General features: G+C 69.9%; 18 protein-coding genes. 11 read left to right on the forward strand and 7 right to left on the reverse strand.

Features of this window, described 5'->3' with window-relative positions; genetic code table 11:
• Window positions 1–13: 13 nt before the first annotated feature.
• From ACZCAH_RS06000 to ACZCAH_RS06015, 4 genes are all read right to left on the reverse strand, one after another.
• Window positions 14–1,195: an endo-1,4-beta-xylanase gene (locus ACZCAH_RS06000; protein ID WP_464340209.1), complete on the reverse strand. Its 1,182-nt coding sequence runs from the start codon at window positions 1,193–1,195 to the stop codon at window positions 14–16.
• A 97-nt stretch (window positions 1,196–1,292) separates the two neighbouring features.
• Window positions 1,293–2,219 (reverse strand): carbohydrate ABC transporter permease, encoded by a 927-nt coding sequence (locus ACZCAH_RS06005; protein ID WP_464340210.1) that lies wholly within the window; start codon window positions 2,217–2,219, stop codon window positions 1,293–1,295.
• 8 nt (window positions 2,220–2,227) lie between these two features.
• Complete coding sequence (locus ACZCAH_RS06010) at window positions 2,228–3,202, reverse strand: ABC transporter permease (protein ID WP_464340211.1); 975 nt, start codon at window positions 3,200–3,202, stop codon at window positions 2,228–2,230.
• A 31-nt stretch (window positions 3,203–3,233) separates the two neighbouring features.
• On the reverse strand, window positions 3,234–4,907 hold the full coding sequence (locus ACZCAH_RS06015; protein ID WP_464340212.1) for an ABC transporter substrate-binding protein: 1,674 nt from the start codon (window positions 4,905–4,907) through the stop codon (window positions 3,234–3,236).
• Between the two features lie 452 nt (window positions 4,908–5,359).
• Here ACZCAH_RS06015 and ACZCAH_RS06020 point away from each other — a divergent pair, with 452 nt between their 5' ends.
• Window positions 5,360–6,085, forward strand: a complete 726-nt coding sequence (locus tag ACZCAH_RS06020) for a DUF624 domain-containing protein (RefSeq protein ID WP_464340213.1) — start codon at window positions 5,360–5,362, stop codon at window positions 6,083–6,085.
• Here the strand turns inward: ACZCAH_RS06020 and ACZCAH_RS06025 are convergent.
• Together ACZCAH_RS06025 and ACZCAH_RS06030 are read right to left on the reverse strand one after the other, a co-directional pair.
• Entirely contained in the window at window positions 6,021–7,232 is a 1,212-nt protein-coding gene (locus ACZCAH_RS06025) for an endo-1,4-beta-xylanase (protein WP_464340214.1), read from the reverse strand. The two genes, ACZCAH_RS06020 and ACZCAH_RS06025, sit on opposite strands and share 65 nt — an antisense overlap.
• Window positions 7,229–9,619 (reverse strand): glycoside hydrolase family 3 N-terminal domain-containing protein, encoded by a 2,391-nt coding sequence (locus ACZCAH_RS06030; protein ID WP_464340215.1) that lies wholly within the window; start codon window positions 9,617–9,619, stop codon window positions 7,229–7,231. The genes ACZCAH_RS06025 and ACZCAH_RS06030 overlap by 4 nt, the downstream gene beginning before the upstream one ends.
• A 191-nt stretch (window positions 9,620–9,810) precedes the next feature.
• Here ACZCAH_RS06030 and ACZCAH_RS06035 point away from each other — a divergent pair, with 191 nt between their 5' ends.
• Together ACZCAH_RS06035 and ACZCAH_RS06040 are read left to right on the forward strand one after the other, a co-directional pair.
• Complete coding sequence (locus ACZCAH_RS06035) at window positions 9,811–10,836, forward strand: LacI family DNA-binding transcriptional regulator (protein ID WP_464340216.1); 1,026 nt, start codon at window positions 9,811–9,813, stop codon at window positions 10,834–10,836.
• 145 nt (window positions 10,837–10,981) lie between these two features.
• Window positions 10,982–12,613 (forward strand): alpha-N-arabinofuranosidase, encoded by a 1,632-nt coding sequence (locus ACZCAH_RS06040; RefSeq protein WP_464340217.1) that lies wholly within the window; start codon window positions 10,982–10,984, stop codon window positions 12,611–12,613.
• 61 nt (window positions 12,614–12,674) lie between these two features.
• On the opposite strand, the gene ACZCAH_RS06045 is transcribed toward ACZCAH_RS06040, so the two are convergent.
• Window positions 12,675–13,700 (reverse strand): substrate-binding domain-containing protein, encoded by a 1,026-nt coding sequence (locus ACZCAH_RS06045; protein ID WP_464340218.1) that lies wholly within the window; start codon window positions 13,698–13,700, stop codon window positions 12,675–12,677.
• A gap of 367 nt (window positions 13,701–14,067) precedes the next feature.
• On the opposite strand from ACZCAH_RS06045, the gene ACZCAH_RS06050 reads away from it, so the two are divergent.
• The 8 genes from ACZCAH_RS06050 to ACZCAH_RS06085 all read left to right on the forward strand — a co-directional run bounded on the left by ACZCAH_RS06050 (window position 14,068) and on the right by ACZCAH_RS06085 (window position 22,628).
• A complete protein-coding gene (locus tag ACZCAH_RS06050; RefSeq protein WP_464340219.1) occupies window positions 14,068–15,390 on the forward strand; it encodes an extracellular solute-binding protein in 1,323 nt (440 codons plus the stop codon).
• 2 nt (window positions 15,391–15,392) lie between these two features.
• On the forward strand, window positions 15,393–16,376 hold the full coding sequence (locus ACZCAH_RS06055; RefSeq protein WP_464340220.1) for a carbohydrate ABC transporter permease: 984 nt from the start codon (window positions 15,393–15,395) through the stop codon (window positions 16,374–16,376).
• 1 nt (window position 16,377) lies between these two features.
• Window positions 16,378–17,190 (forward strand): carbohydrate ABC transporter permease, encoded by an 813-nt coding sequence (locus ACZCAH_RS06060; RefSeq protein ID WP_464340221.1) that lies wholly within the window; start codon window positions 16,378–16,380, stop codon window positions 17,188–17,190.
• Between the two features lie 28 nt (window positions 17,191–17,218).
• Complete coding sequence (locus ACZCAH_RS06065; protein WP_464340222.1) at window positions 17,219–18,445, forward strand: Gfo/Idh/MocA family protein; 1,227 nt, start codon at window positions 17,219–17,221, stop codon at window positions 18,443–18,445.
• Window positions 18,442–19,212, forward strand: a complete 771-nt coding sequence (locus ACZCAH_RS06070) for a ThuA domain-containing protein (protein WP_464340223.1) — start codon at window positions 18,442–18,444, stop codon at window positions 19,210–19,212. Before ACZCAH_RS06065 ends, ACZCAH_RS06070 begins: the two co-directional genes overlap by 4 nt.
• Window positions 19,209–20,288, forward strand: coding sequence for a Gfo/Idh/MocA family protein (locus ACZCAH_RS06075; protein WP_464340224.1), 1,080 nt, complete (start codon window positions 19,209–19,211; stop codon window positions 20,286–20,288). The genes ACZCAH_RS06070 and ACZCAH_RS06075 overlap by 4 nt, the downstream gene beginning before the upstream one ends.
• A gap of 239 nt (window positions 20,289–20,527) precedes the next feature.
• Entirely contained in the window at window positions 20,528–21,379 is an 852-nt protein-coding gene (locus tag ACZCAH_RS06080; protein ID WP_464340225.1) for a PadR family transcriptional regulator, read from the forward strand.
• Window positions 21,380–21,545: 166 nt separating this feature from the next.
• The gene (locus ACZCAH_RS06085) at window positions 21,546–22,628 is read left to right on the forward strand and encodes a Gfo/Idh/MocA family protein (RefSeq protein WP_464340226.1); all 1,083 of its coding nucleotides are present in this window, start codon (window positions 21,546–21,548) and stop codon (window positions 22,626–22,628) included.
• Window positions 22,629–22,672: the final 44 nt, after the last annotated feature.

Raw genomic sequence — 22,672 nt, forward strand, 5'->3', positions numbered from 1 at the left:
GCGGGCAGGGCCGTCAGCGCCGCAGCGCCGAATGCCCGGCACGACCGCTCGCCTCCGCGAGCGCGTCCTGCACGGCGTCGTAGGCCGGCTTGCGGGTGAAGTCGTCCCACAGCACCGTCGCCGCCCCTTCCCCCGGGAAGGTGACCGGCACCCATGAGTACTTGTCGAGCACTCCCCACAGGGTCAGGGAGCGACAGCTGTCCACGGCCAGGGCGGCCTCCGTCACGCGCCGGTAGTAGTCGGCCTGCTGCTCGAGCTGCTCCGGGGTCGGCGCGGCACCATCGGGCAGGTCCATGCGCACGTCGAGCTCGGTGATCGCGGTGTGCAGCCCGAGATCCGCGAAGCGCTGGAGGTTCTCCGCGAGGTCGTCGGGGAAGCCGTAGCGGATCGACAGATGCCCCTGCGTGGAGAAGCCGTGGACCGGCACGCCGTCGGCGAGCAGCTCCTGGATCAGCGCCAAATAGGCGTCGGACTTGGGGTTGATGCCGTCGACGTTGTAGTCGTTGACGAACAGCTGCGCCTCCGGATCCGCCTCGTGCGCCCAGCGGAAGCAGTCGGCGATGATCCCGACGCCCAGCTCCCGGAGCCAGATGTTGCCCTCGAGGCGGAACGCCGCGCTGTCGTCGACGATCTCGTTGACCACGTCCCACTGCTGGATCCGGCCGGCGTAGCGGCCGACGACGGTGTGGATGTGCTCCCGCAGGATCTCGCGCAGCCGCTCGGGGGTGTAGCCGCCCTCCAGGAGCCAGCTCGGGTTCTGGTTGTGCCACATCAGGGTGTGGCCCCGCACCACCTGACCGTTGCCCTGGGCGAAGTCCACGATCGCGTCGGAGTCGGCGAAGGCGAAGGCACCCGGAGCGGGGCGCAGATGATCCCACTTCATCTGGTTCTCGGCCGAGAGCGACGTGAACTCGGCGGCGAGCACCTCGCGGTACGGCTCGTCGCTCGTGAACGGGTCGGGATAGTCCTGGCCACGGTGGTGCCCGCCGCCGGCGACGGCGCAGCCGATGTTCAGCCGGTCGCCGGCGGCGAAGGCCAGGGTGTCCTTCGCCGCCAGGCCCGGCGGTGTCGTCCTCCCGTTCCCGGGAGGCCGCCCCGGACCGGTGCCGCCGTCGGGGGCTGCGGAGGCGGAGGGGGCGGCCGCCACCACCGTGGTGGCGACTGCTCCGGCGGTGAAGATCTCGCGGCGTCTCATGGGTCTCCTTCGACGTCGTCGTCGGGTGAGGACAGATCGGAACTGCGCCTGCACGTGCGCGCGCCCCGTCGACCGGGGATCGACGGGGCGCGGGTGCTCAGCCCTTGACCGAGCCGAGCATGATCCCGGAGACGAAGTACCGCTGCACGAACGGGTACACGCACAGGATCGGGATCAGGATCAGGATCATCGTCACCGACTGGATGTTGGCGTTGATGTCGTTGACGGCGGCGCCCGAGGCCGCGGCACCCTCGGACGCGGCGGTCGAGGCCCCGGCGATGAGGTTCCGCAGGAACAGCGTCACGGGGAAGAGTTCGGTGCGGTCCAGATAGAGGAAGGCAGCGAACCAGTCGTTCCAGTACTGGACCGAGTAGAACAGCACCATCGTGGCGATGACTGCCTTGGACAGCGGCAGCGTGATCCGGAAGAAGATCCCGAACCAGCTCAGACCGTCGATGTGCGCGGCCTCCTCGAGCTCCGTGGGCAGGTTCTCGAAGAACGCCTTCATGACCAGCAGGTTGAAGACGGAGAGGGCCGGCGGCAGGATGACCGCCCACATCGTGTTCTTCATGCCCAGCGAGGAGATCAGCACGTAGTTGGGGACGATGCCGCCGTTGAAGAACATCGTGAACACAGCGATGCCGATGAGCAGGCCGCGTCCCCGCAGGTGCTTCTTGGAGAGCACGAAGGCGTACGTCGTCGTCAGCACCATCGCGATGGTCGTGCCGATCACGGTGTAGACCACGGTGTTGCCGTAGCTGCGCCAGAAGCTGCCGTTGTTGGCGACCGCCCGATAGGTGTCGAGGTTGAAGTCGACCGGGAAGAGGTTGACCTTCCCGGCGTTGATCGCCCCGGCCGAGCTGAACGACTGCGCCAGGAGCATGATGAACGGGTAGAGCATCATCGCGCACAGCAGCAGCAGCGCCACCGTGTTCACGACGGTGAACACCTTGTAGGACGTCGAGTCCTTGATCCGGGAGGTCCGCCGGGCCGGCGCGGTGCTGCGCGGGGCGTCGGACGTCATCGCTTCGATCACCACAGGCTCGTCCCCACCAATCGCTTCGAGATGTAGTTGGCCGTCATGACCATCGCGAATCCGATGATCGCCTGGAACAGGCCGATGGCCGCGGCGTAGCTCAGGTTGTTCGACACCAGGCCTACGCGGTACAGGTACGTGGAGATTACGTCGCCCGTGGAGTAGGTCATGGGGTTGTACAGCAGCAGGACCTTCTCGAACCCGACGTTGAGGAAGCTGCCGATGTTCAGGATCAGCAGCGTGACCATGGTGGGCCGGATCCCCGGGATGGTGACGTGCCAGGTCTGCTGCCAGCGGTTGGCGCCGTCGATGCGCGCGGCCTCGTAGAGGGCGTCGTCGACCGCGGTCAGGGCGGCGAGGTACAGGATCGTTCCCCAGCCGACGGTCTGCCACGCCTCGGAGGCGACGTAGACGAACCGGAACCACTCGGGTCGCTGGAGGAAGGAGACGGCGTCGCCGCCGAACGCCTCGATGACCTGGTTGACCGTGCCCTGCAGGGAGAGCAGCTGGTAGACCATGCCCACCACGATCACGACCGAGAGGAAGTGCGGCAGGTAGCTGATGGACTGGACGATCCGCTTGAAGTGCCGTCGCCGCACCTCGTTGAGCATGAGCGCGAGGATGATCGGCAGCGGGAAGCAGACCACGAGTGTCATCCCGCCGATGATCACGGTGTTCGTGAAGACGTTCCAGAACGCCGGGTCATGGATGAACATGTCGACGTAGAAGGTGCCGACCCACTCGTCGCCGAAGATGCTCCCGCCCGGTCGGAACCGGCGGAAGGCGATCACGTTGCCGAGCATGGGCACGTACCGGAAGATCACGAGGAAGATCAGCGGTGCGATCACGAAGGTGTAGAGCGGCCAGTCGCGGCGCAGCGCTCGCTTCCAGGCCCCTGGCCTGCGCACCGGGGCCGGAGGCCGCGGCGCCGCCTCGGGCGCCGCGACCTCCACGGTCGATGTGGTCGTCATGGGGTCACCATCCCGCCGCTCAAGGGGCCGGTCACCCGTTCGCCTCGACGAACCGGTCACGAGCAGTGTTGAGCAGCTCGAGGTAGCGCGGCAGACCCGCGGCCTCGAGCTCGCCCACGAAGGCATCCCACTCGCCGAGGTCCCGCTCGCCCATGATGAACTGCAGGGTGGCGGTGTCGACTGCGTCCTTGATCGGGGTCGCCAGCAGCGAGGCCTGCTCGAGCTCGGCCTCGTCCATGGGCTTCGGGGGGTAGGGATCCCGCGGGGTGCGCACGGACAGGACGTTGTCGATGTACTCGACGAACTCCGGGGTGCTGTAGGACTCCTTGAGCGCGCGCGACTCCGTCGACTCGCAGGGGAAGGTGGAGAACCCGAGATCGACGTTGATGTCGACCTCGGCCCCCGAGTTGATGTTGTAGCTCTCGAGCGCGAATCCGTCCATCAGCTCGATGGTGCCGTCCTCGGACTTGGTGTAGTTCACGTCCTTCTCGCCCCAGCGCAGCATCTCGCGGGCGTCCGGGTTGTAGTAGAGCCAGTCCAGGAACTGCAGCGTGGCGAGGAAGTTCTCGGACTGCGTGATCTGCGAGTTCAGCATGAAGCCGTGCCAGAAGTTGCGCGGCTCGACGTTGTCCCCCGCGGGCCCGGCGGGCGGCGGGATGAGCGTCACCGAGTAGTTGCCCTCCCCCACGGTCTCGTTCAGGGCCTGGGCGAACTCGATCGCGGTGCCCGAGGAGCCGGAGGCGGCGAAGCAGGTCTCCGCGGCGAACTTCTCGCTCACCGAGGCCGCGCCGCTGCCGTCGTTGGAGGCGGTGAGGGACTCACGATCGAGCAGACCGTCGGCGACGAGCGCATGGAAGGTCTCCAGCAGCTGCTTGTACTCGTCGGTGACCGCGACATAGGTGAGCTTGCCGTCGGGCCCCTCGACCGTGCCGTCGCCGAAGCCCCAGCCGGCCTTCGTCCCGAAGGCGTGCGAGGCGTAGTTGAGCATGGACTGCGCCTCGAAGCCGTCCGCCAGCGGGACGGCGTCGGGGTACTTCTCCTTGATGAGCTTGAGGCCCTCGTGGAGTTCCTCCCAGGTGTTCGGCACCGCGCCGGTGAGCTCCTCGAAGACGTCCTTGCGGATCACGAGGCTGAAGACGGGGACGGAGACCTCCTGCAGGCCCGGCACCATGTAGTACTTGCCGTCGGCCTGCTTGAGGTTGTTGATCATCTCGCCGAGATCCCACTCCTCGACGTACTTCTGGAAGTTGGGCATCTGGTCGACGTAGTCGCTCATCGGCACCACGGCACCGGAGGAGACGAACGGGGCCTCCTCACCGGTGTAGACCAGCGGGATCAGGGTCGGCGCGTCACCGGCGCTGATGAGGAGGGAGCGCTTCTCCGTCGCATCGCTGAAGGGGATGTGCGTCAGCGTGATCTCGACGTTGGTGAGCTCCTTGATGAGGTCGAAGATGCGCCAGGTGTCCTCCACCGGCACGTCGGGCCAATCGGTCCACAGCATGCTGACCTGGATCGGCTCGGTCGCCTTGAACTGCATGTCGGCGGTGTAGTTCTCCATCGCGCCGACGTTCTGGGTCGAGACGTCGACCTCTTCCCCGGCGTCGGAGCTGCAGGCGGAGAGGGCCACCGTGGCGAAGGCCGCGGCGGAGAGGCCGACGAAGCTGCGTCGGGAAGGGGCGAAGGGGAAGGTGCGGGGCGTCGTCATTGCCGTCTCCTCATCAGAGTCAGCGCCGCGGCCGGTCGGGGCGGCGAGGGTGAAGTGGATCGTTACACTGCTGCACTCACGTCGGTCCAGCCCCTCCCGGATGACCGGGGGGATGCTCGAGCGCACCTGACGATCCGCCTCATTGACGGGGCATTGGCCAGCGACTGTGCCGGGGAGTTGCCGAGACTTTCGTCAGGTTTTCGTGACTCCCTCAACCTAGCCCCGGATTCAGCGCCGGTCAAGAACTTCCCGAAAACACGCAGTTCTGATCGCAGGACCGGATAGAAGTGCTGCGACCTGGGCTTTTGTGTCGAATAGCCCTTCTAGAGCTCCGCAGAGTCGGCACGCGCTCAGGTCACATTCCGGCAACTACGCCTCGACAGGAGTCGAAACTTTCGGGCATGATGGGTCGTGTCGCTCCCGGCGGCACCGCGGCGCCCCCAGGAGGAGCAATGACGCCACCCCACCGCTCACGCGGACTGTTCCTCGAGCTCGCCGAGGGGATCTACTGGTTCCTCGCGCTCGACGTGCTGCTGGTGCTCGCAGTGGCACCCACCCTGGTGCTCTGGACCGTGATATCCCCGAGCCCCCTGAGCTCGATGCTCTTCGTGCTCGGAGCGCTGCCGATGCTGCCCGCGGTGGCGGCCGGCCTCCACGCCAGTCGCGCCTGGCGCGAGGACCGGGAACTGATCCCGGCCCGTCACTTCCTCACGGGCTATCGGCGGAACGCGGTCGACAGCCTCAAGGTCGGCACGCCGGTGCTGCTCGTGCTCTCCCTGGTCGCGCTCAACCTCTCCACCGTCGCGTCGGCCGGCGGCGCGGCGCTGACCATCGCCCTCCTCGTCACGGGGGCGATCTCGCTGCTGGTCCTCGCGCGCGTGCTCTCGATCGTCTCGACCTTCAACTTCCGCGTGCGCGACACCTTCCGGCTGGCGGCCTTCACGCTGCTGGCCGCTCCGCTCTCCACCCTCGCCCTGCTCTCGCTGAGCGTCCTGGTACTCGGCATGACCCTGATGGTGAGCGAGTTCCTGCTGCTCATCACGGCATCCCTGCTGGTGTTCGCGCTGTGGGCCTCGGAACGGCCCGTGACCCGGCTGATCGCCGAGAGGTTCGTCAGCCCCGCAGCTCCGGACGAGTCCGAGACAGCTCCCTCTCCCCGCCCCCTCGGGGGATCGTGAGCGGGATGCTCTCCCCGTCCAGCTCGAGGAGGTACTCCCCGGCGAATCCGCGGAGCTCCAGGACGCCCTCCCCGTCGGCGTGCACGGTGCGCTTCCCGACCCACCACTCGTCGCGGATCAGCCCGCGAAGCACCTCGTAGCTCGGCTTGGGCGAGCCGTCGGCCCGCACCAGGCCCGCCGGGGCGCCGAGCCAGGCACCGGCGTCGCCGAGGCCCCAGTAGGTCAGCGACTCGACAGCGGGCTGGGCGAGGACGGTGCGGTAGTGGCGTTCGATCTCGTCCGCCTGCCGCGCCTCCCCCTCGTCCGTGGAGGGCCAGGAGTCCACCACGTGATCGTTGAGGTCCTCGATATGAGCGGGCATGAGGTCCCCCGAGACCAGGGTGGTCTCGGTGAGCTGGATCGGCAGGCCGAACCGCGAGAAGCGTCCGATGATCTCGGCGATCTGCTCCTCGCCCCGGAAGCCCTGGTGCATGTGGGTCTGCAGCCCGATGGCGTCGATCCCGAGTCCGGCCTCGAGGCACTCCTCGATGACGTCCTCGAAGGCCGGGGACAGATCGAAGTCGTTCAGCACCAGCCGCGCCGCGGGGTCGGCGGCCCGCGCGGTCTCGACGGCGAGCCGGATCACCTCCCGGCGACCACGGGCTTGGGCGAGGCGGGTGATCGCGTTCTCCTCGGCCTCGAAGACCGGCAGGATCACGGTCTCGTTGATCACGTCCCACTGCTCGATCACGCCCGCGAAGTCGGTCGCCTCGCGGGTGATGCGCTCCCGGATGCGCCGCTCGACCCCGGCGTCGTCCTCCGTCATCAGCCACTGGGGAGCGAGCGTGTGCCACAGCATCGGGTGCCCCTTGACTCGTACCCCGTGGCCGCGCAGCCCCTGGGCCAGCCGGAGCAGGCGTGCGGTGTCCGGCTCGCCGGGCGTCTTCTCGAACCACCGCCAGTAGAAGGGCAGCGTGGCCATGTCGAACAGGTCGAGCCAGAGCCGGGTGTGGGCATCGGGCTCCTCGGGGCGCAGCTCGAACGCCGAGCAGCCGAAGCCGAACGCGTGGCGGACCTGCTCGAGGCGGGCGGTCTCCCCGGCGCGGGCTCGGCCGTGCTGATCCGTGATCCTCAGCCGGAGGGTCTCCACGCGGTCATGGTCGATCACGTCGCGCTCCGCACCGCGCCGGTGGGGGCGGCCACGTCCGCGGCGGCTCCGGGGACGGTCCTCGCGGACTCCCGCTCCACCCGGACCGGGGTCTCGAGGACCCGGTCCCCGTCCCCGACCTCACGCACCTCGCCCACCACGGCGAAGGATCCCTCGAGGGTCATGTCCTCGCTCGAGGCGCCGACGCGCACGATCAGCTCGCCCGGCTCGACGATGCGCCGGAGGCGCTCGTCCAGGAACGCGGTCCGGTCAGCATGGAGGGAGAAGGTCACCCGCGCGCTCTCGCCGGCGGCGAGGGCGATCTTCGTGAAGCCGACGAGCCGCTTGAGCGGCCGGACCACCGAGGCGACGGGATCGCCGAGGTAGAGCTGCACGACCTCGGCGCCCTCCCGGTCGCCGACGTTGGTGACGGTCGCCGAGATCTCGACGGAGCCGTCCGGGGCGATCTCCTCGGCGGCGAGGCTCAGATCGGAGTAGGCGAAGCGGGTGTAGCTCAGGCCGTGCCCGAAGGGGAACAGCGGCTTGGGATCGAGGTTGGAGATCCCCTCGCTGACCCAGGCGAGCACGGGGGCGAGGTAGGTGCCGGGCTGCCCCCCGAGGGAGGCGGGCATGCCGATCGGCAGGCGCCCGCTGGGGTTGACGCGGCCGGAGAGCACCCCGGCCAGCGCGCTCGCGCCCTCCTCGCCGGGCATGAACGCCTGGACGATCGCCGCGCAGCGGTCCGCGTACTCCGCGAGCGCGTAGGGACGGCCGGTGACCATCACGAGCACCACGGGCGTCCCGGTCGCCAGGACGGCCTCGACCAGCTCGTGCTGGGCACCGGGGAGGCGGAGATCGGCGACGTCGCACCCCTCGCCGGAGGTGCCGGCGCCGAAGAGCCCCGCGATGTCGCCGACGGCCAGGACGGCCACGTCGGCCTCCTGAGCGGCGGCGACGGCGGCGGCGATCCCGCTGGTGTCGGTACCGGTGAATCCGACGCCGCGGGCGAGGGAGATCAGAGCGTCCGGGAACTCCTGGCCGAGGGCCTCCTCGAGGGTCGGCACCGGGACCGAGGTGCCGTTCTCCGTGAGCCGCGAGAGCACGTGGTTCGTGAAGCTGTAGCAGCCGAGGAAGCTGCGCGGTTCGACCGCCGCCGGGCCGATCAGCGCCAGCGAGGCGGGTGCCGTGAGGGGCAGCGCGTGGGGTCCCGCATCATTGCGCAGCAGGATGATCGACTGCTCCGCCATCCGTCGCGCGAGAGCCCGGCTCTCCGGCGCGTCGAGGTCGACGGCCTCCCCGGTGGTCCGCGGGTCGAAGTCCGGGTCGAGCAGGCCGAGGGAGATCTTCTGGCGCAGGACCCGTCGGACCGTCTGGTCGAGGACGGCGGGATCGAGCGTGCCGTCCTCGAGGGCGCCGGCCAGCTCCGGGAAGGTGCTGGTCTCGGGCAGCTCGACGTCCATCCCCGCGCTCAGGGTCGTGGCGGCGGCCTGCCGGCTCGTCCCCACGACCCGATGCATCGTGCGCAGGAAGTCCACGGCCCAGTAGTCGGAGACGACGGTGCCGTCGAAGCCCCAGGTGTCCCGGAGGAGCTCGGTGAGCAGCCAGTGGCTCGCCGCGGGCGGCACGCCGTCGAGATCCGCGTAGGAGTTCATGACGGCTCCCGCTCCGGCACGCCGTACCGCCATCTCGAAGGGCACCAGGTCGATCTCGGCGAGCTCGCGCCGCCCGATCGAGACGGGGGCGTGGTTCCGTCCGGCGCGCGACGCGGCGTGCCCGGCGAAGTGCTTGAGGGTCGCGATGATCCCCTCGCTCTGCAGGCCGCTGACGTAGGCCGTGGCGAGGGTGCCGGTGAGATAGGGGTCCTCCCCCATGGTCTCTTCGATGCGACCCCAGCGGTAGTCGCGGACGATGTCGAGCACCGGGGCGAGGCCCATGTGGATGCCGAGGGCGCGCATGTCCGCGCCGATGCGCGCGGCCATCTCGTGGATGAGCTCCGGGTCGAAGGACGCCCCCCAGGCGATGGACGCGGGGTACGTGGTGGCACCGTGGGCCATGAGGCCGGTGAGGCACTCCTCGTGCACGATGGCCGGGATGCCCTGAGGCGAGGCGGCGACGACGGCGGCCTGCATCGCGCGCAGCGCGTCGACCCCCTCCGCGGCGGTCACGGGGGCGCTGCCGTAGGGACGCGTGAGGTGACCGAGCCCGTGGGACACGGCCTCCTCGAAGGGATCGCGCCCCTCATCGAAGGTGGCCTGCATCGGGGCGAAGCCCTCGGCATCGCCGATCTCCGGCCGCTTCCAGTAGCTGCCGAGCTGGGCGATCCGCTCCTCGAGGGAGAGCTCGGCGAGGAGGGCATCGGCGCGCTCCTCGATGCTGCGCGACGGGTCGGTCCACGGGGCTGCGCTCACGGGTGCTCCTTTGCACGGCGGTCGGTGCGGGTCGCAGACGACCGTCGACCGTTCTGATTCATTCGGAAAGTTTTCTGTCGGCTTTCGTGACAGCGTAGGGCAGTGCGCGCGAGGCAGTCAACGGGTGACCTCCCCCTCCGATAGCCTTCGGGAACCGCGTTCAGCGGGCCTGCACCGGAGAGGAGGACCCCGTGAGGGCTGCGAGAGTGACCATGGCTACCGTCGCCCGCGAAGCAGGGGTCTCCCCGATGACCGTGTCCAACGTGCTGAGCGGCAAACAGAGCGTCTCCCCCGATCTCCGCGCCCGCGTCGCGGCGGCCATCGCCGCCACCGGCTATCGCATGAACACCACCGCCCGCACGCTCCGCTCGGGCCGCAGCGGGGTGATCGGCCTCCTGGTGCCGGGAGCCACGGAGCCGTACTCCTATTACGCCCGCCTGGGCGGGCTCATCGCCCAGGAGGCGCGACGACACGGGCTGACCCTCGTCGTGGAGTCCCCCGGTCCCGCCCCGGAGGCGGAGACCGAGCTGGCGGCGATCGAGCAGGGTCGGTCACTCCAGTACGACGGCATGATCATCACCCCCCTGGCCCTCGGGCCGCAGCATGCATCACGCCTGCCCGCGGACTTCCCCCTGGTCGTCCTCGGAGAGAGGCCCGGCCCGCTGGGCGTTCCGCACATCGGCCTGCCGAACCGGGACGGCGCCTACGCGGCGACATGGCATCTGCTCGAGCAGGGAGCACGGGACATCGCGCTGATCAGCGGGGCACCGACGGACGAGGAGACCGTGCTGACCCGGCGCGCGGACGGCTACCGCGACGCCCTCGCCGACTGGGGACCCGAAGCGGGCGAGCCGCACCTCGTCGAGATCTCGGACCTGTCCCCGTACGCCGCCCGCTCGGCGGTCCGGGAGTCCGTGCGCCGCGGACGCCGCCCGGACGCCTACCTCGGGATCACCGACGGGGTCCTGCTCGGCGCCCTGCGCGGGCTGGCCGACGTCGGTCTCCACGTCCCTCGCGACGCCCTGGCGATCGGCTTCGACGGCATCCCCGAGGGGGAGCTCTCCGTTCCGTCGATCTCGACGATCAGCCCCGACCACGCCTGGATCGCGCAGCGGGCGGTGGCCCTGCTCCGCGGGCTGCTCGAGGACGGGACGCCCGACGACCTGGAGTTCACGGCGCCGTACATCCTCGTCGAGCGGGAGTCGACGCGGCGCTGAGGTGACCGGAGCCCCGCCACCCCTCCGTGCGAGCCGGCAGGGCGCCTTCTCGTCGAGCATCTCTTGACGGGGCCGATGTATCGATACACGATGGCGCTGGGCGCCTTCCTCCGCGCTCTCTTCGATGACGCAGGAGCACTTCCTCATGACCACAGCCAATCGCCGTCGCTCGCTCGCGACGGCTCTCGTCACCTCCCTGTCCGCCGACGGAGCCGGCGCCGAGCGGGCCGAGCTGCCGACCGGACCGCTCTCCCCCGCCCGGGTCGTGGTGGACCTGGACCTGCCCGGGGCCACGATCTCCCGGCACCTGTACGGGCATTTCGCCGAGCATCTGGGTCGATGCATCTACGGCGGGTTCTTCGTCGGGGAAAACTCGGAGATCCCCAACACCCGCGGCATCCGGGACGATGTGGTGGCGGCGCTGCGGGCGCTGCACATCCCGAACCTGCGCTGGCCGGGCGGCTGCTTCGCGGACGAGTACCACTGGAAGGACGGCATCGGCCCGCGCGAGCAGCGGCCGCGGATGGTGAACTCCCACTGGGGCGACGTGGTGGAGGACAACTCCTTCGGCACCCACGAGTTCCTCGACCTGGTCGAGCTGCTGGGCACCGAGGCGTACGTGAACGGGAACGTCGGCTCGGGCACCGTGCAGGAGATGAGCGAGTGGATCGAGTACCTCACCCGCGCGGATGATTCGCCGATGGCGGCGCTGCGCCGCCAGAACGGTCGGGACGAGCCGTGGAAGGTGCCGTTCTTCGGGATCGGCAACGAGTCCTGGGGCTGCGGCGGGAACATGCGCGCCGAGGACTACGCGGCACTCGCCAGGCAGTACTCGACCTTCGTCCGTGACCATGCCGGGAACCAGGTCACCCGCATCGCGGCCGGCGCCTCCGACGGCGACCTCGCCTGGACCGAATCGCTCATGCAGGTCTTCGGCGAGAGCCTCATCGAGCGGCCCGAGGCTCGACCGAACCCCTTCGAGGCGATCTCCCTGCACCACTACACCGTCTCGGGCCCTTGGGCCGAGAAGGGGAACGCCGCGGACTTCACGGAGGACGGCTGGTATCTCACGCTGTCACGTGCCTACGAGATCGATGCCCTGCTCGCCCGGCACAGCACGGCGATGGATCGCTACGACCCGTACCGCACCGTCGGCCTCGTGCTCGACGAATGGGGCACCTGGTGGGACGTCGAGCCGGGCACCAATCCCGGCTTCCTGTACCAGCAGAACACCCTCCGTGACGCCCTCGTCGCTTCGATCCACTTCGATGCCTTCCATCGCCATGCGGGACGTCTGACCATGGCGAACATCGCGCAGACCGTGAACGTGCTGCAGGCGATGATCCTCACCGACCCGGACACCGGTGCGCTCGTCCTCACGCCCAGCTATCACGTGTTCGCGATGAACGTCGGTCACCACGACGCCGCCGCCGTTCCCGTGCACGTCACGCTGCCCGAGCGCACGGCGAGCGTCGACGGCCGCGAGCTCCCGCTCCTCTCCGCGAGCGCTTCGGTGAAGGACGGCTCGGCCCTGATCTCGCTGACGAACGTCCACGCCACGGCGGGTCGGACGGTCGAGCTCGATCTGCGCGGCGCGGAGCTACGAGGGCATCGGGCCACCGTGCTCACGTCCGAGACCCTGCAGAGCGTCAACACCCCGGAGACGCCGTCGGAGGTCAGCCCGCGGGAGCTCTCGGCCGTCCGGTCCACGCCGAGCGGCCTCGAGATCGACCTTCCGCCGGCCTCGTACGTCACCGTGCAGCTCGACCTCGCCTGAGCTGACCGGCTGACCGTTCACCCGGACGGACCGATCGCGGACCCCGTGAGCCACAGATGGCTCACGGGGTCCGCGCCGCTGTCGACCCCCGTTCGACGAGCCGGGTCTCGAGCTGGAACGGATGCGCGAAGGCCTGCGGATCCGCCGCCAGGGCCAGCAGGCGCTCCACCGCGACCTGCCCCAGGGAGAACAGGGGCTGACTGACCGCGCTCAGCGGGGGCGTGGTCCAGCGGGTCATCATCGTGTCGTCGAAGCCGATCACGCTGAGCTGCTCCGGCACCCGGACGCCGCGCGCCTCCGCGGCACGGAGCGCCCCGAGGGCGAGCGGATCGGCCGCGGCGAAGATCGCCGTCGGAGGATCCGCGAGGTCGAGGAACCGCCGCGCCCCCTCCTCGCCCGCCTCGGCGGTGAAGGCCCGGGAGTCCACCAGCTCCTCGTCGACCTCCAGGCCCGCCCTCGCCATCGCACTGCGATAGCCCTCGACCCGCTGTCGCCCCGGCACCGAGCCGGGAGGACCGGCGAGGAGCCCGATCCGGGTATGCCCGAGGCTGAGCAGATGTCGCACCGCGGCAGATCCGCCCTCCCAGTTGGTGGCTCCCACCGTCAGGAGCCCCTCCAGCTCCGGCTCCGCCAGGACGGGGTCGATCGCGATGAGGGGGAGCGAGAGGCTGCGGCTCCAGCGGAGGTGCTCGGGGCCGATGGTGGTCACCACGGCGATGATCCCCTCCGCCTGCTGCGAGGCGATCTCGGCCATCCACTCGCGGGTGAGCCCGCCGCCGCCGAGGCTCGAGACGATCAGGTCGACGTCCGCCCGCCGCGCGGCATGGACAGCGCCGGCGAGGACTCCCATGACGTACCCGCTGTCCACGGACTCCAGATGGAGTCCGATCTGGCGGCGGCGCCCCGTCTTGCGTCGACGCTGCTCGTACCCCAGCTCCTGAGCTGCTTCCGCCACGGCTGCACGGGTGGCGCTGCTGATCGCCCCGCGCCCGTTCATCACCTTCGACGCCGTCGCCAGGGACACGCCTGCCCGATCCGCCACGGACTCCAGCGTGACGCGCCTCGTCCTCCCGCTGTTCGTCGCCATCGACCCGGCTCCTCTCCGTCGCTTCTCGCGGTCAGGATACCTATCGCGAAACTTTCTTCCGGCTTCTGAACCGATACAAGGGCTCGGGGCGCGGGTCGCACGCCCGGGCGGCCTGCAGCCCAGGAGGAGCGACATCCCGTCCGTCGGAGAGCCCTCCTGGCAAGTCGAGACGGGACGCGCGAGCGGTTCCGCCCGAATCATCGAACGAACACGCAGGTCATTCGCGCAAACATGTCGATCCGGTCTCAGATCGGGTGGCTGTTGACCCAACGGAACTTCGTTGGTAATTTGCTCTTACTTTCCCCGGCACGGGCCTCCCTGCCCGCTGTCGACCGATCCCGTCAATGACGACACTCAGGAGCAGGTCATGCGAAACTTTCCTCTTTCCCGTCGGTCCCTGCTCGGCGCGACCGCCGGGCTCTCCGCGCTCACCCTCGGCGCCTGCGGTACCGCCGGCCCCGGCTCCGGTGGAGGCGGCGGCAACTCGGCGAGCTATTGGGCGCTGTCCGGCGAGCCCAACGAGACCATCTACGGCGACTCGGTGGAGGCCTTCAACGAGGGCGACCAGGGCACGATCGATCTGACCTTCTTCCAGAACGACGCCTACAAGCAGAAGATCCGCACCGCCATCGGGGCGGGCGAGGCCCCGACGATCATCTACGGATGGGGCGGCGGCGGTCTGCGCACCTACGTCGAGGAGTCCCAGGTCGACGATCTGACCGGCTGGCTCGACGAGAACGCTGACTACAAGAACCGCTTCGTCGAGTCCGTCTGGGCGGCCGCGACCGTCGACGACAAGATCTCGGCGGTGCCGCAGGGCGCGACCCAGCCGATCATCCTGTTCCATAACAAGACGGTGCTCGAGACCATCGGCGCCGAGGCCCCGGAGACCTGGGACGACCTGCTCGGCGTGGTCGAGAAGGCGAAGTCCGCCGGAGTCGCTCCGATCTCCCTCGCCGCGCAGTCGCGCTGGACCTCGATGATGTGGCTCGAGTACCTGCTCGACCGCATCGGGGGCCCCGAGGTCTTCGCGCGCATCGCGGCCGGCGAGTCCGACGCCTGGCTCGATGACTCGGTCATCGCGATGGGCGAGAAGGTGAAGGAGCTCGTCGACGCGAGCGCCTTCGCGGATGGCTTCGAGTCGATGGCCGCCGACTCCAACACCGACCAGGCGCTGCTGTGGACCGACCAGGCCGCGCTGATGCTCCACGGCGGGTGGACCTTCGGCAGCATGAAGGCGAGCGGCGGCGACTTCGTGCAGGCAGGCCGTCTCGGATTCGGTCCGTTCCCGACGATCGACGGCGGCGCGGGCGAGCTGACGAACCTGGTCGGGAATCCCTGCAACTACCTGTCCCTCTCCTCCGCGGCGAGCGACGAGGAGAAGGAGGTCGCGAAGGCCTTCCTGCGGGACGGCGCGATGTCCGACCAGGTCGCGACCGATCTGATCGCGTCCGGCTCCGTGCCGGTCATCGTCGGCCAGGACGAAGCTCTCGCGGCGAGCGAGGACGCCGAGTACCTGCAGTGGGTCTACTCCTCGATCCAGGAGGCCCCGGCCTTCACGCAGTCCTGGGACCAGGCGCTCCAGCCCACCGAGGCGGAGACCCTGCTCGTCAACACCGAGCAGCTGTTCCTCGGAGCCATTACCCCCGAGCAGTTCGCGGAGAACATGGCCGCCGGCAAGGGGGCCTGAGGATGACTGCGCTCTCCCCGTCGGTCACGCCGCGCACCATGGCCGGAGCCGACGCGTCAGCGTCCGCCACCCGTCGATCCGACACGGCGGCCACCGCCCCGCGTCCCTCCCGTGATCGCGTGCAGATCTCGCACGTCCTGTTCGCGCTGCCCGCGCTGCTCTTCTTCGGCGTCTTCGCCCTGCTCCCCCTGGTGGGCGTCGCCGCCCTGTCCTTCACCAGCTGGAACGGCATCGGAGCCATCGAGTTCACCGGCCTGACCAGCTGGGCCGAGGCACTGACCCGGCCCACCACCTGGCAGGGGCTCGGCCTCGTCGTGATCATGATCGTCGCGACCTGGCTGCTGCAGACCCCGATGAGCATCCTGCTGGGCTCCTTCCTCGCCGGTCAGCAGCGGTACCGCAACGTGCTCGCGATCCTGTACTTCCTGCCCCTGCTGCTGTCCTCCGCGGCCATCGCGATCACCTTCAAGTCGCTCCTGGACCCGAACTTCGGGCTCGCCAACGGCCTCGACATGCCCCTGCTGAAGCAGAACTGGCTGGGCGATCCGGTGCTGGTGTGGGTGGTCCTGCTGTTCATCATCGCCTGGCAGTTCATCCCCTTCCACACCCTGATCTACCAGGGCGCGGTGCGGCAGATCCCCCAGTCGATGTACGAGGCGGCGCAGATCGACGGCGCCGGCCGGCTGCGCCAGTTCTTCTCGATCACCCTGCCGCAGCTGAAGTACACGCTCATCACCAGCTCGACGCTGATGGTGGTGGGCGCGCTGACCTACTTCGACATCATCTTCGTCCTCACCCAGGGCGGTCCGGGGATGGCCACCCGGATCCTCCCGCTCGACATGTACCTCACCGGCTTCCGCGGGAACGAGATGGGCGTGGCCAGCGCCCTCGCGGTGATGCTGGTCGTCATCGGCCTGGGCCTCGCGCTCGGCGTGCAGCGGCTCGGCGGCCGGGACACCTCCGCCAGCCAGATGGAAGGAGCCTGACATGCAGCGCAACTGGATCGGCGGCGCCTTCGGCTGGCTCTGGCTCGGCGTCGTCCTGCTCCCGATCTACTTCGTGCTCATCACGAGCCTCAAGTCGATCTCGACCTACTTCGGCTCGAACCCGGTGCTCCCCTCGGCGCCCGTCGCGATCGAGAACTTCTTCGCCGTGCTCGAGGCGGACTTCACTCGGTACCTGCTGAACAGCGTGCTCGTCGCCGTCGGAACCGTGGTGCCGCTCGTGCTGATGGCCTTCATGGCCTCGTACTCGATCGTCCGCGGCACGGGACGGGTGTTCCGTCCGGTGCGCAGCGTGTTCCTGCTGGGGCTCGCGATCCCCGTCCAGGCGACGATCGTGCCGATCTACCTGATGATCATCCGGCTGCACATGTACGACTCCCTGGTCGCCCTGATGATCCCCGCGATCGCCTTCGGCCTGCCGCTCAGCATCCTGATCATCTCCAACTCCCTGCGGGACGTCCCCAAGGAACTCTTCGAGGCGATGGACATCGACGGCTCGACCGAGTGGCAGAAGATGTGGCGCCTCGCCTTCCCGATCGTGCGGCCCGCGCTGGTGACGGTCGCCGTCTACCAGGCGCTGATGTCCTGGAACGGCTTCCTGTTCCCGCTGATCCTGACCCAGAGTCCGGACAAGCGCACCCTCCCCCTGGCACTGTGGAGCTTCCAGGGCGAATATGCCACCAACGTCCCCGTGGTGATGGCGGCCGTCGTGCTGTCGTCGATCCCGATCATCATCCTGTACGCCTTCGGCCGCCGCTATCTGGTCAGCGGCATGACCGCCGGCTCCGGGAAGTGACCCCACCCTGAAGGAGACCCCGTCGTCCATGACTGACTCATCCCCCCAGCCCCTCAACGTCGGCCTCGTCGGCTACGGCTTCATGGGGGCCGCCCACTCCCATGCCTGGCGCACCGCGCATCGCTTCTTCGACCTGCCGGCCACGCCGGTGCTGCACACGATCGCGGGCCGCACCGAGTCCGCGGTCGCGGCGGCGGCGCAGCAGTACGGCTTCGCCGCGCACACCACCCGCTGGCAGGACCTGATCGAGGATCCCGAGATCCACGTTGTCGACATCTGCACCCCGGGCGACACCCACCACGAGATCGCTCTCGCGGCGCTCGCGGCGGGCAAGCACGTGCTGTGCGAGAAGCCGCTCGCGAACTCGGTCGAGGAATCCGCGGAGATGGCGGCGGCCGCCGCGGAGGCCGCGCAGCGCGGGATCCGCTCCATCTGCGGCTTCTCCTACCGTCGCACCCCGGCGCTCGCGTATGCGAGGCAGCTGGTCCAGGAGGGCTTCGTGGGCGAGATCCGGCAGGTCCGCGCCCAGTACCTGCAGGACTGGCTCGCCGACGCCGATGCCCCGATGACCTGGCGTCTCGACAAGCAGAAGGCCGGCTCCGGCGCGCTCGGCGACATCGGCGCGCACGTCATCGACCTGCTCCAGTGGATCTCCGGGCTGGACATCGCCGCCGTCTCGGGCACCCTCGCGACCGTGGTCCCCACCCGCCCCGCGGCGGGCGCGATGCATGGCCTCGGCGGCAAGGGGGACACCTCCGGCGAGCGCCAGCAGGTCACCGTCGACGACACCGCCCTGTTCTCCGTCCGCCTGGAGAACGGCGTGCTCGGCGCCGTCGAGGCGACGCGCATGGCGCAGGGCCGCAAGAACGCGATGCGCGTGGAGATCAACGGCGCGAAGGGCTCGGTGGCCTTCGACTTCGAGCGCATGAACGAGCTGGAGATCTACGACGCGACTGCGCCCGCGGGCCGCCAGGGCTTCACCCGCGTGCTCGCCACCGAGCCGGAGCATCCCTATGCCGCGGCCTGGTGGCCCACCGGTCACGGCCTCGGCTACGAGCACACCTTCACCCATGAGGTCGTCGACCTCGTCCGCGCGATCGGCGAGGGCACCGACCCCTCGCCCTCCTTCGCCGAGGCCCTGCACGTGCAGCGCGTCCTCGCCGCCGTGGAGGCCAGCGACGCCGACGGCTCGCGCTGGACACCCGTCGGCCCCCAGACCACCACCACCCAGGACACCCAGGAGCCCTCCGCATGAGCACCACCCCCACCCGCGTCGCCCTCGTCGTCCGCGGCGGCTGGGACGGCCACCAGCCCGTCGAGGCGACCGAGCTGTTCATCCCCTTCCTGGAGGAGAACGGCTTCAACGTCCGCATCGAGGAGTCGCCGGCGATCTACGCCGATGCCGCGTACATGGCCACGGTCGACCTGATCGTCCAGTGCAACACCATGAACACCATCCAGCGGCCCGAGTTCGAGGGCCTGCGCGCCGCGATCGAGGCGGGCACCGGCATGGCCGGCTGGCACGGCGGCATCGCCGACAGCTACCGCAACGAGTCCGACTACCTGACCCTGATCGGCGGCCAGTTCGGCTGCCACCCGGGCAAGCACCCCGACGAGCGCCAGGGCGAGCAGGCCGACAACTACGTGCCCTACACCGTCAACCTGCTGCCCGCCGCGGCGGACCATCCGATCACCACCGGCATCAGCGACTTCGACCTGGTCACCGAGCAGTACTGGGTGCTGGCCGACGACTACTGCGACGTCCTCGCCACCACCACCCAGAAGGTCCGGGAGTGGGATCCGTGGCACCGCGAGGTGACCTCGCCGGCGATCTGGACCCGTCACTGGGGCGAGGGCCGCATCTTCGTCTCCACCCCCGGCCACCGCGTCGAGGTGCTCGAGGATCCGAACGTCCGCACGATCATCGAGCGCGGCCTGCTGTGGGCGGCGCGCGGCTCCGAACAGCCCTACGGCGAGCACGGCGCTCTCCGCACTGCCGGCGCGCAGGAGACGACCCGATGAGGGTGGGCATGATCGGCTGCGGGAACATCTCCGCGCAGTACCTGAAGACCTTCCCGACCCTCCCGGACGTGGAGCTGGTGGCCGTCGCGGATCTCGACATGGACCGGGCGCGCGCCGTCGCGGCCGAGCACGAGGGCGTCCGGGCGCTCACGGTCGACGAGCTGATCGCCGATGCGGAGGTGGAGACGGTCCTGAACCTCACCATCCCCGCGGCGCATGCGGAGATCGACCTGCGGGCGATCGCCGCGGGCAAGAACGTCCACGCGGAGAAGCCCTTCGCGGTCACGGCCGACGAGGGCGCCGAGGTGCTCGCCGCCGCCGCGGCCGCGGGCGTGCTCGTCGGCTCCGCCCCGGACACCGTGCTGGGCACGGGCACGCAGACGGCGCGGCAGGCGATCGACGACGGCCTGATCGGCACGCCGATCTCCGCGGTCGCCACGATGATGACCCCGGGCCACGAGCGCTGGCACCCGAACCCGGACTTCTATTACGTGCCCGGCGGCGGCCCGCTGCTGGACATGGGCCCGTACTACATCCACTCCCTCGTGACCCTGCTGGGTCCGGTCTCGGCAGTGATCGGGGCGTCGAGCCGGCTGCGCGAGGAGCGCACCATCGGGTCGGGTGCACGGGCGGGCGAGGTCATCCCCGTCACCACCGACACCCACGTCACCGGGGTGCTGATCCATGCTTCGGGGGCACTGTCCACGCTGGTCATGAGCTTCGACGCGGTCGCGACCCATGCGCATCCGATCGAGGTGCACGGCACCCTCGGCAGCCTCTCCGTGCCGGACCCGAACCGGTTCGACGGCGAGGTGTCGGTGAACGTGCTCGGCTCCGGCGGCTGGGAGACCGTGCCGGAGTCGGCCGGGTACGTCGGGGCCTCGCGCGGCATCGCCCTGCAGGACATGGCGACCCGCGGCGAGCAGCTGCGGGCCTCCGGCGCGCTCGGCCAGCACGCCCTCGAGGTCATGAACGCGATGCTCGAGTCCTCCGGCTCCGGGCAGCGGGTCGAGATCGCCTCGACGCTCGAGCGACCGGACGCGGTGCCCCTCGCCGACGTGCACGTGAGCGTCTGATCCCCGCTCTCGCTCGCCGGCCGACGGGTCGGACGAGCGGGAGTGGCAGCATCCCGCCGGGCGGGCCGAGCTCCTCGAGCTCGGCCCGCTCTGCGTCGGCGGTCGGGGCGGTCGCCGGTCGCCGGGCGACAGTCGCCGCGAGAGCGCCGACGGGTCGCGCGTCACAGCCCTTTGCCGGATTCTCGTTAGCGATATATCGTGATGCTGTCACGATACGAACACACTGAAGGAGCGCATCCATGCGACAGCATCATGACGATCATCGATACGACGAGTTCCGCGGCGGGCGCCGCGGGCGAGCACACCGCCCCGAAGGCGGCCGGCCCGGCGGGGGCCGCTTCGGCGGCTTCGGCGAGGGTCCGGCGGACGCCGACCCGCGGGCCTGGGGTCCGCGCGGAGGCCGCGGCCGACGCGGAGGCTTCGGTCCCGGCGGCTTCGGCCCCGGGGGCGATCCCCGCGGGGGCTTCGGTCCTGGCGGCGAGCGGCGCGGCGGTCCGCGCGGGGGCTTCGGCCCCGGTGACGAGCGGCGCGGCGGCCCCCATCGGGGCGGCGAGCGCGGCCGACGCGACCGGCGGTCCCGCGGCGACGTCCGCACCGCGGTCCTGCTGCTGCTGGCCGAGGGCCCGCAGCACGGCTACCAGCTGATGCAGACCATCACCGAGCGGACCAGCGGACGCTGGAACCCGAGCCCGGGAGCGATCTACCCGACGCTCTCGCAGCTCGAGGACGAGGGGCTCGTGTCCACCACCCCCGACGGCGGGCGCAAGCTCGCGACCCTCACCGACGCGGGCCGCGCCCACGTCGAGGAGCACTCGGCCGGCTGGGCCGATCCTTTCGCCTCTCCCGACGCCGGGGCCGATGAGGAGATCCCCGATCTCCGCGCCGCCCTGCACGACCTCGGAGGCGCCGTCCGCGAGGCCGGCCGCTCGGCGCACGCCGCGCAGCTCGCCAAGGTCACCGCCCTGCTCACCGAGGCCAAGCGCTCGGTGTACCGGATCCTCGCCGAGGAGTCCCCCGCTGCCGAGGGTCCCGCGGAAAACACGGAGCCCGCGGAGAGCTCGGAGCCCGCGGAGAACACGGACGAGGCATGAGCCCCGTCGGCCGGTGGGTGGGACCGAGCGCTGAGCACTGAGCGCTGTGCTCGCCCCACCCACCTGGCAACCCCCGGCATGTAGCCCGATCACCGCTGGTGATGCAGGAGACTGGCGAGGAATGCGCCTGATCGCCGGGCGCCCGCCTCGACCGAAAGGACTGTCGATGTCTGCCTCCGAAGGAGCCAACTACGCGCCCGCCGCGATGCCGAAGCCGGTCGTCGAGCCCGGCGAGTTCGTCTTCGCCGTGATGCACCTGGACCACGGCCACATCGGAGGCATGACCCAGGGCCTGCTCGGCGCCGGAGGCACCCTGAAGTGGGTGTACGACCCGCAGCCGGAGCGCCTCAAGACCTTCACGGAGCAGTTCCCGCAGGCCAAGGTCGCGAGCTCCGAGCAGGAGATCCTCGAAGACCCCGAGGTGAAGTTGGTCGCGGCCGCCGCCGTCCCCGTGGACCGCGCGCCGCTCGGCATTCGCGTGATGGAGGCCGGCAAGGACTATTTCACCGACAAGACGCCGCTGATCACCCTCGAGCAGCTCGCGGAGGCGAAGGCCGCTGTCGAGCGCACCGGCCAGAAGTACGCCGTGTACTACTCCGAGCGGATCCACGTCGAGGCCGCCGTGCTCGCCACCCAGCTCATCCAGCAGGGCGCGATCGGCAAGGTCCTCCAGGTCACGGGCATGGGCCCGCACCGCATCGGGGATCCCTCGACCCGCCCGGACTGGTTCTTCGAGCGCGCCCGCTACGGCGGCATCCTCACCGACATCGGCTCCCACAACTTCGAGCAGATGCTCACCTTCACCGGCTCCGACGACGCGGAGGTCCTCTCCTCCTCGATCGGCAACTTCGGGAACCCCGAGCACCCCGAGCTCGACGACTTCGGCGACGCGCACATCGCGCTGTCCTCCGGCGCGACGGGCTTCGTGCGCGTCGACTGGTTCACCCCGCAGGGCCTGCGCACCTGGGGCGACGGACGCACCTTCGTGGTCGGCACCGAGGGCTACCTCGAGCTGCGCAAGTACATCGACGTCACCACCGAGAACGGCCCCAACCAGGTGATCCTCGTCGACGGGAAGGGCGAGCACCGCCTCGAGGCGAACGGGAACGTGGGCTACCCCTTCTTCGGGGAGCTCGTGCTCGACGTCCTGAACCGGACCGAGAACGCCATGACCCAGTCCCACGCCTTCAAGGCCGTCGAGCTCGCGCTCATCGCCCAGAAGCAGGCCCGGGAGCTGACCGGCCGCTGAGCCAGCGCGGCGCTGAGCCGCATGCCTGAGCCGACGGGGCCCGA

Source organism: Brachybacterium sp. B718/18, from assembly GCF_055454375.1.

What these genes read in the sequence shown, in the direction of transcription:
- ACZCAH_RS06050 (WP_464340219.1), top strand. Translation starts at nt 14,068, where the DNA reads ATGCGAAACTTTCCTCTTTCCCGTCGGTCCCTGCTCGGCGCGACCGCC.
- ACZCAH_RS06000 (WP_464340209.1), bottom strand. Translation starts at nt 1,195, where the DNA reads ATGAGACGCCGCGAGATCTTCACCGCCGGAGCAGTCGCCACCACGGTG.
- ACZCAH_RS06065 (WP_464340222.1), top strand. Translation starts at nt 17,219, where the DNA reads ATGACTGACTCATCCCCCCAGCCCCTCAACGTCGGCCTCGTCGGCTAC.
- ACZCAH_RS06060 (WP_464340221.1), top strand. Translation starts at nt 16,378, where the DNA reads ATGCAGCGCAACTGGATCGGCGGCGCCTTCGGCTGGCTCTGGCTCGGC.
- ACZCAH_RS06080 (WP_464340225.1), top strand. Translation starts at nt 20,528, where the DNA reads ATGCGACAGCATCATGACGATCATCGATACGACGAGTTCCGCGGCGGG.
- ACZCAH_RS06045 (WP_464340218.1), bottom strand. Translation starts at nt 13,700, where the DNA reads ATGGCGACGAACAGCGGGAGGACGAGGCGCGTCACGCTGGAGTCCGTG.
- ACZCAH_RS06075 (WP_464340224.1), top strand. Translation starts at nt 19,209, where the DNA reads ATGAGGGTGGGCATGATCGGCTGCGGGAACATCTCCGCGCAGTACCTG.
- ACZCAH_RS06020 (WP_464340213.1), top strand. Translation starts at nt 5,360, where the DNA reads ATGACGCCACCCCACCGCTCACGCGGACTGTTCCTCGAGCTCGCCGAG.
- ACZCAH_RS06010 (WP_464340211.1), bottom strand. Translation starts at nt 3,202, where the DNA reads ATGACGACCACATCGACCGTGGAGGTCGCGGCGCCCGAGGCGGCGCCG.
- ACZCAH_RS06055 (WP_464340220.1), top strand. Translation starts at nt 15,393, where the DNA reads ATGACTGCGCTCTCCCCGTCGGTCACGCCGCGCACCATGGCCGGAGCC.
- ACZCAH_RS06005 (WP_464340210.1), bottom strand. Translation starts at nt 2,219, where the DNA reads ATGACGTCCGACGCCCCGCGCAGCACCGCGCCGGCCCGGCGGACCTCC.
- ACZCAH_RS06015 (WP_464340212.1), bottom strand. Translation starts at nt 4,907, where the DNA reads ATGACGACGCCCCGCACCTTCCCCTTCGCCCCTTCCCGACGCAGCTTC.
- ACZCAH_RS06070 (WP_464340223.1), top strand. Translation starts at nt 18,442, where the DNA reads ATGAGCACCACCCCCACCCGCGTCGCCCTCGTCGTCCGCGGCGGCTGG.
- ACZCAH_RS06085 (WP_464340226.1), top strand. Translation starts at nt 21,546, where the DNA reads ATGTCTGCCTCCGAAGGAGCCAACTACGCGCCCGCCGCGATGCCGAAG.
- ACZCAH_RS06040 (WP_464340217.1), top strand. Translation starts at nt 10,982, where the DNA reads ATGACCACAGCCAATCGCCGTCGCTCGCTCGCGACGGCTCTCGTCACC.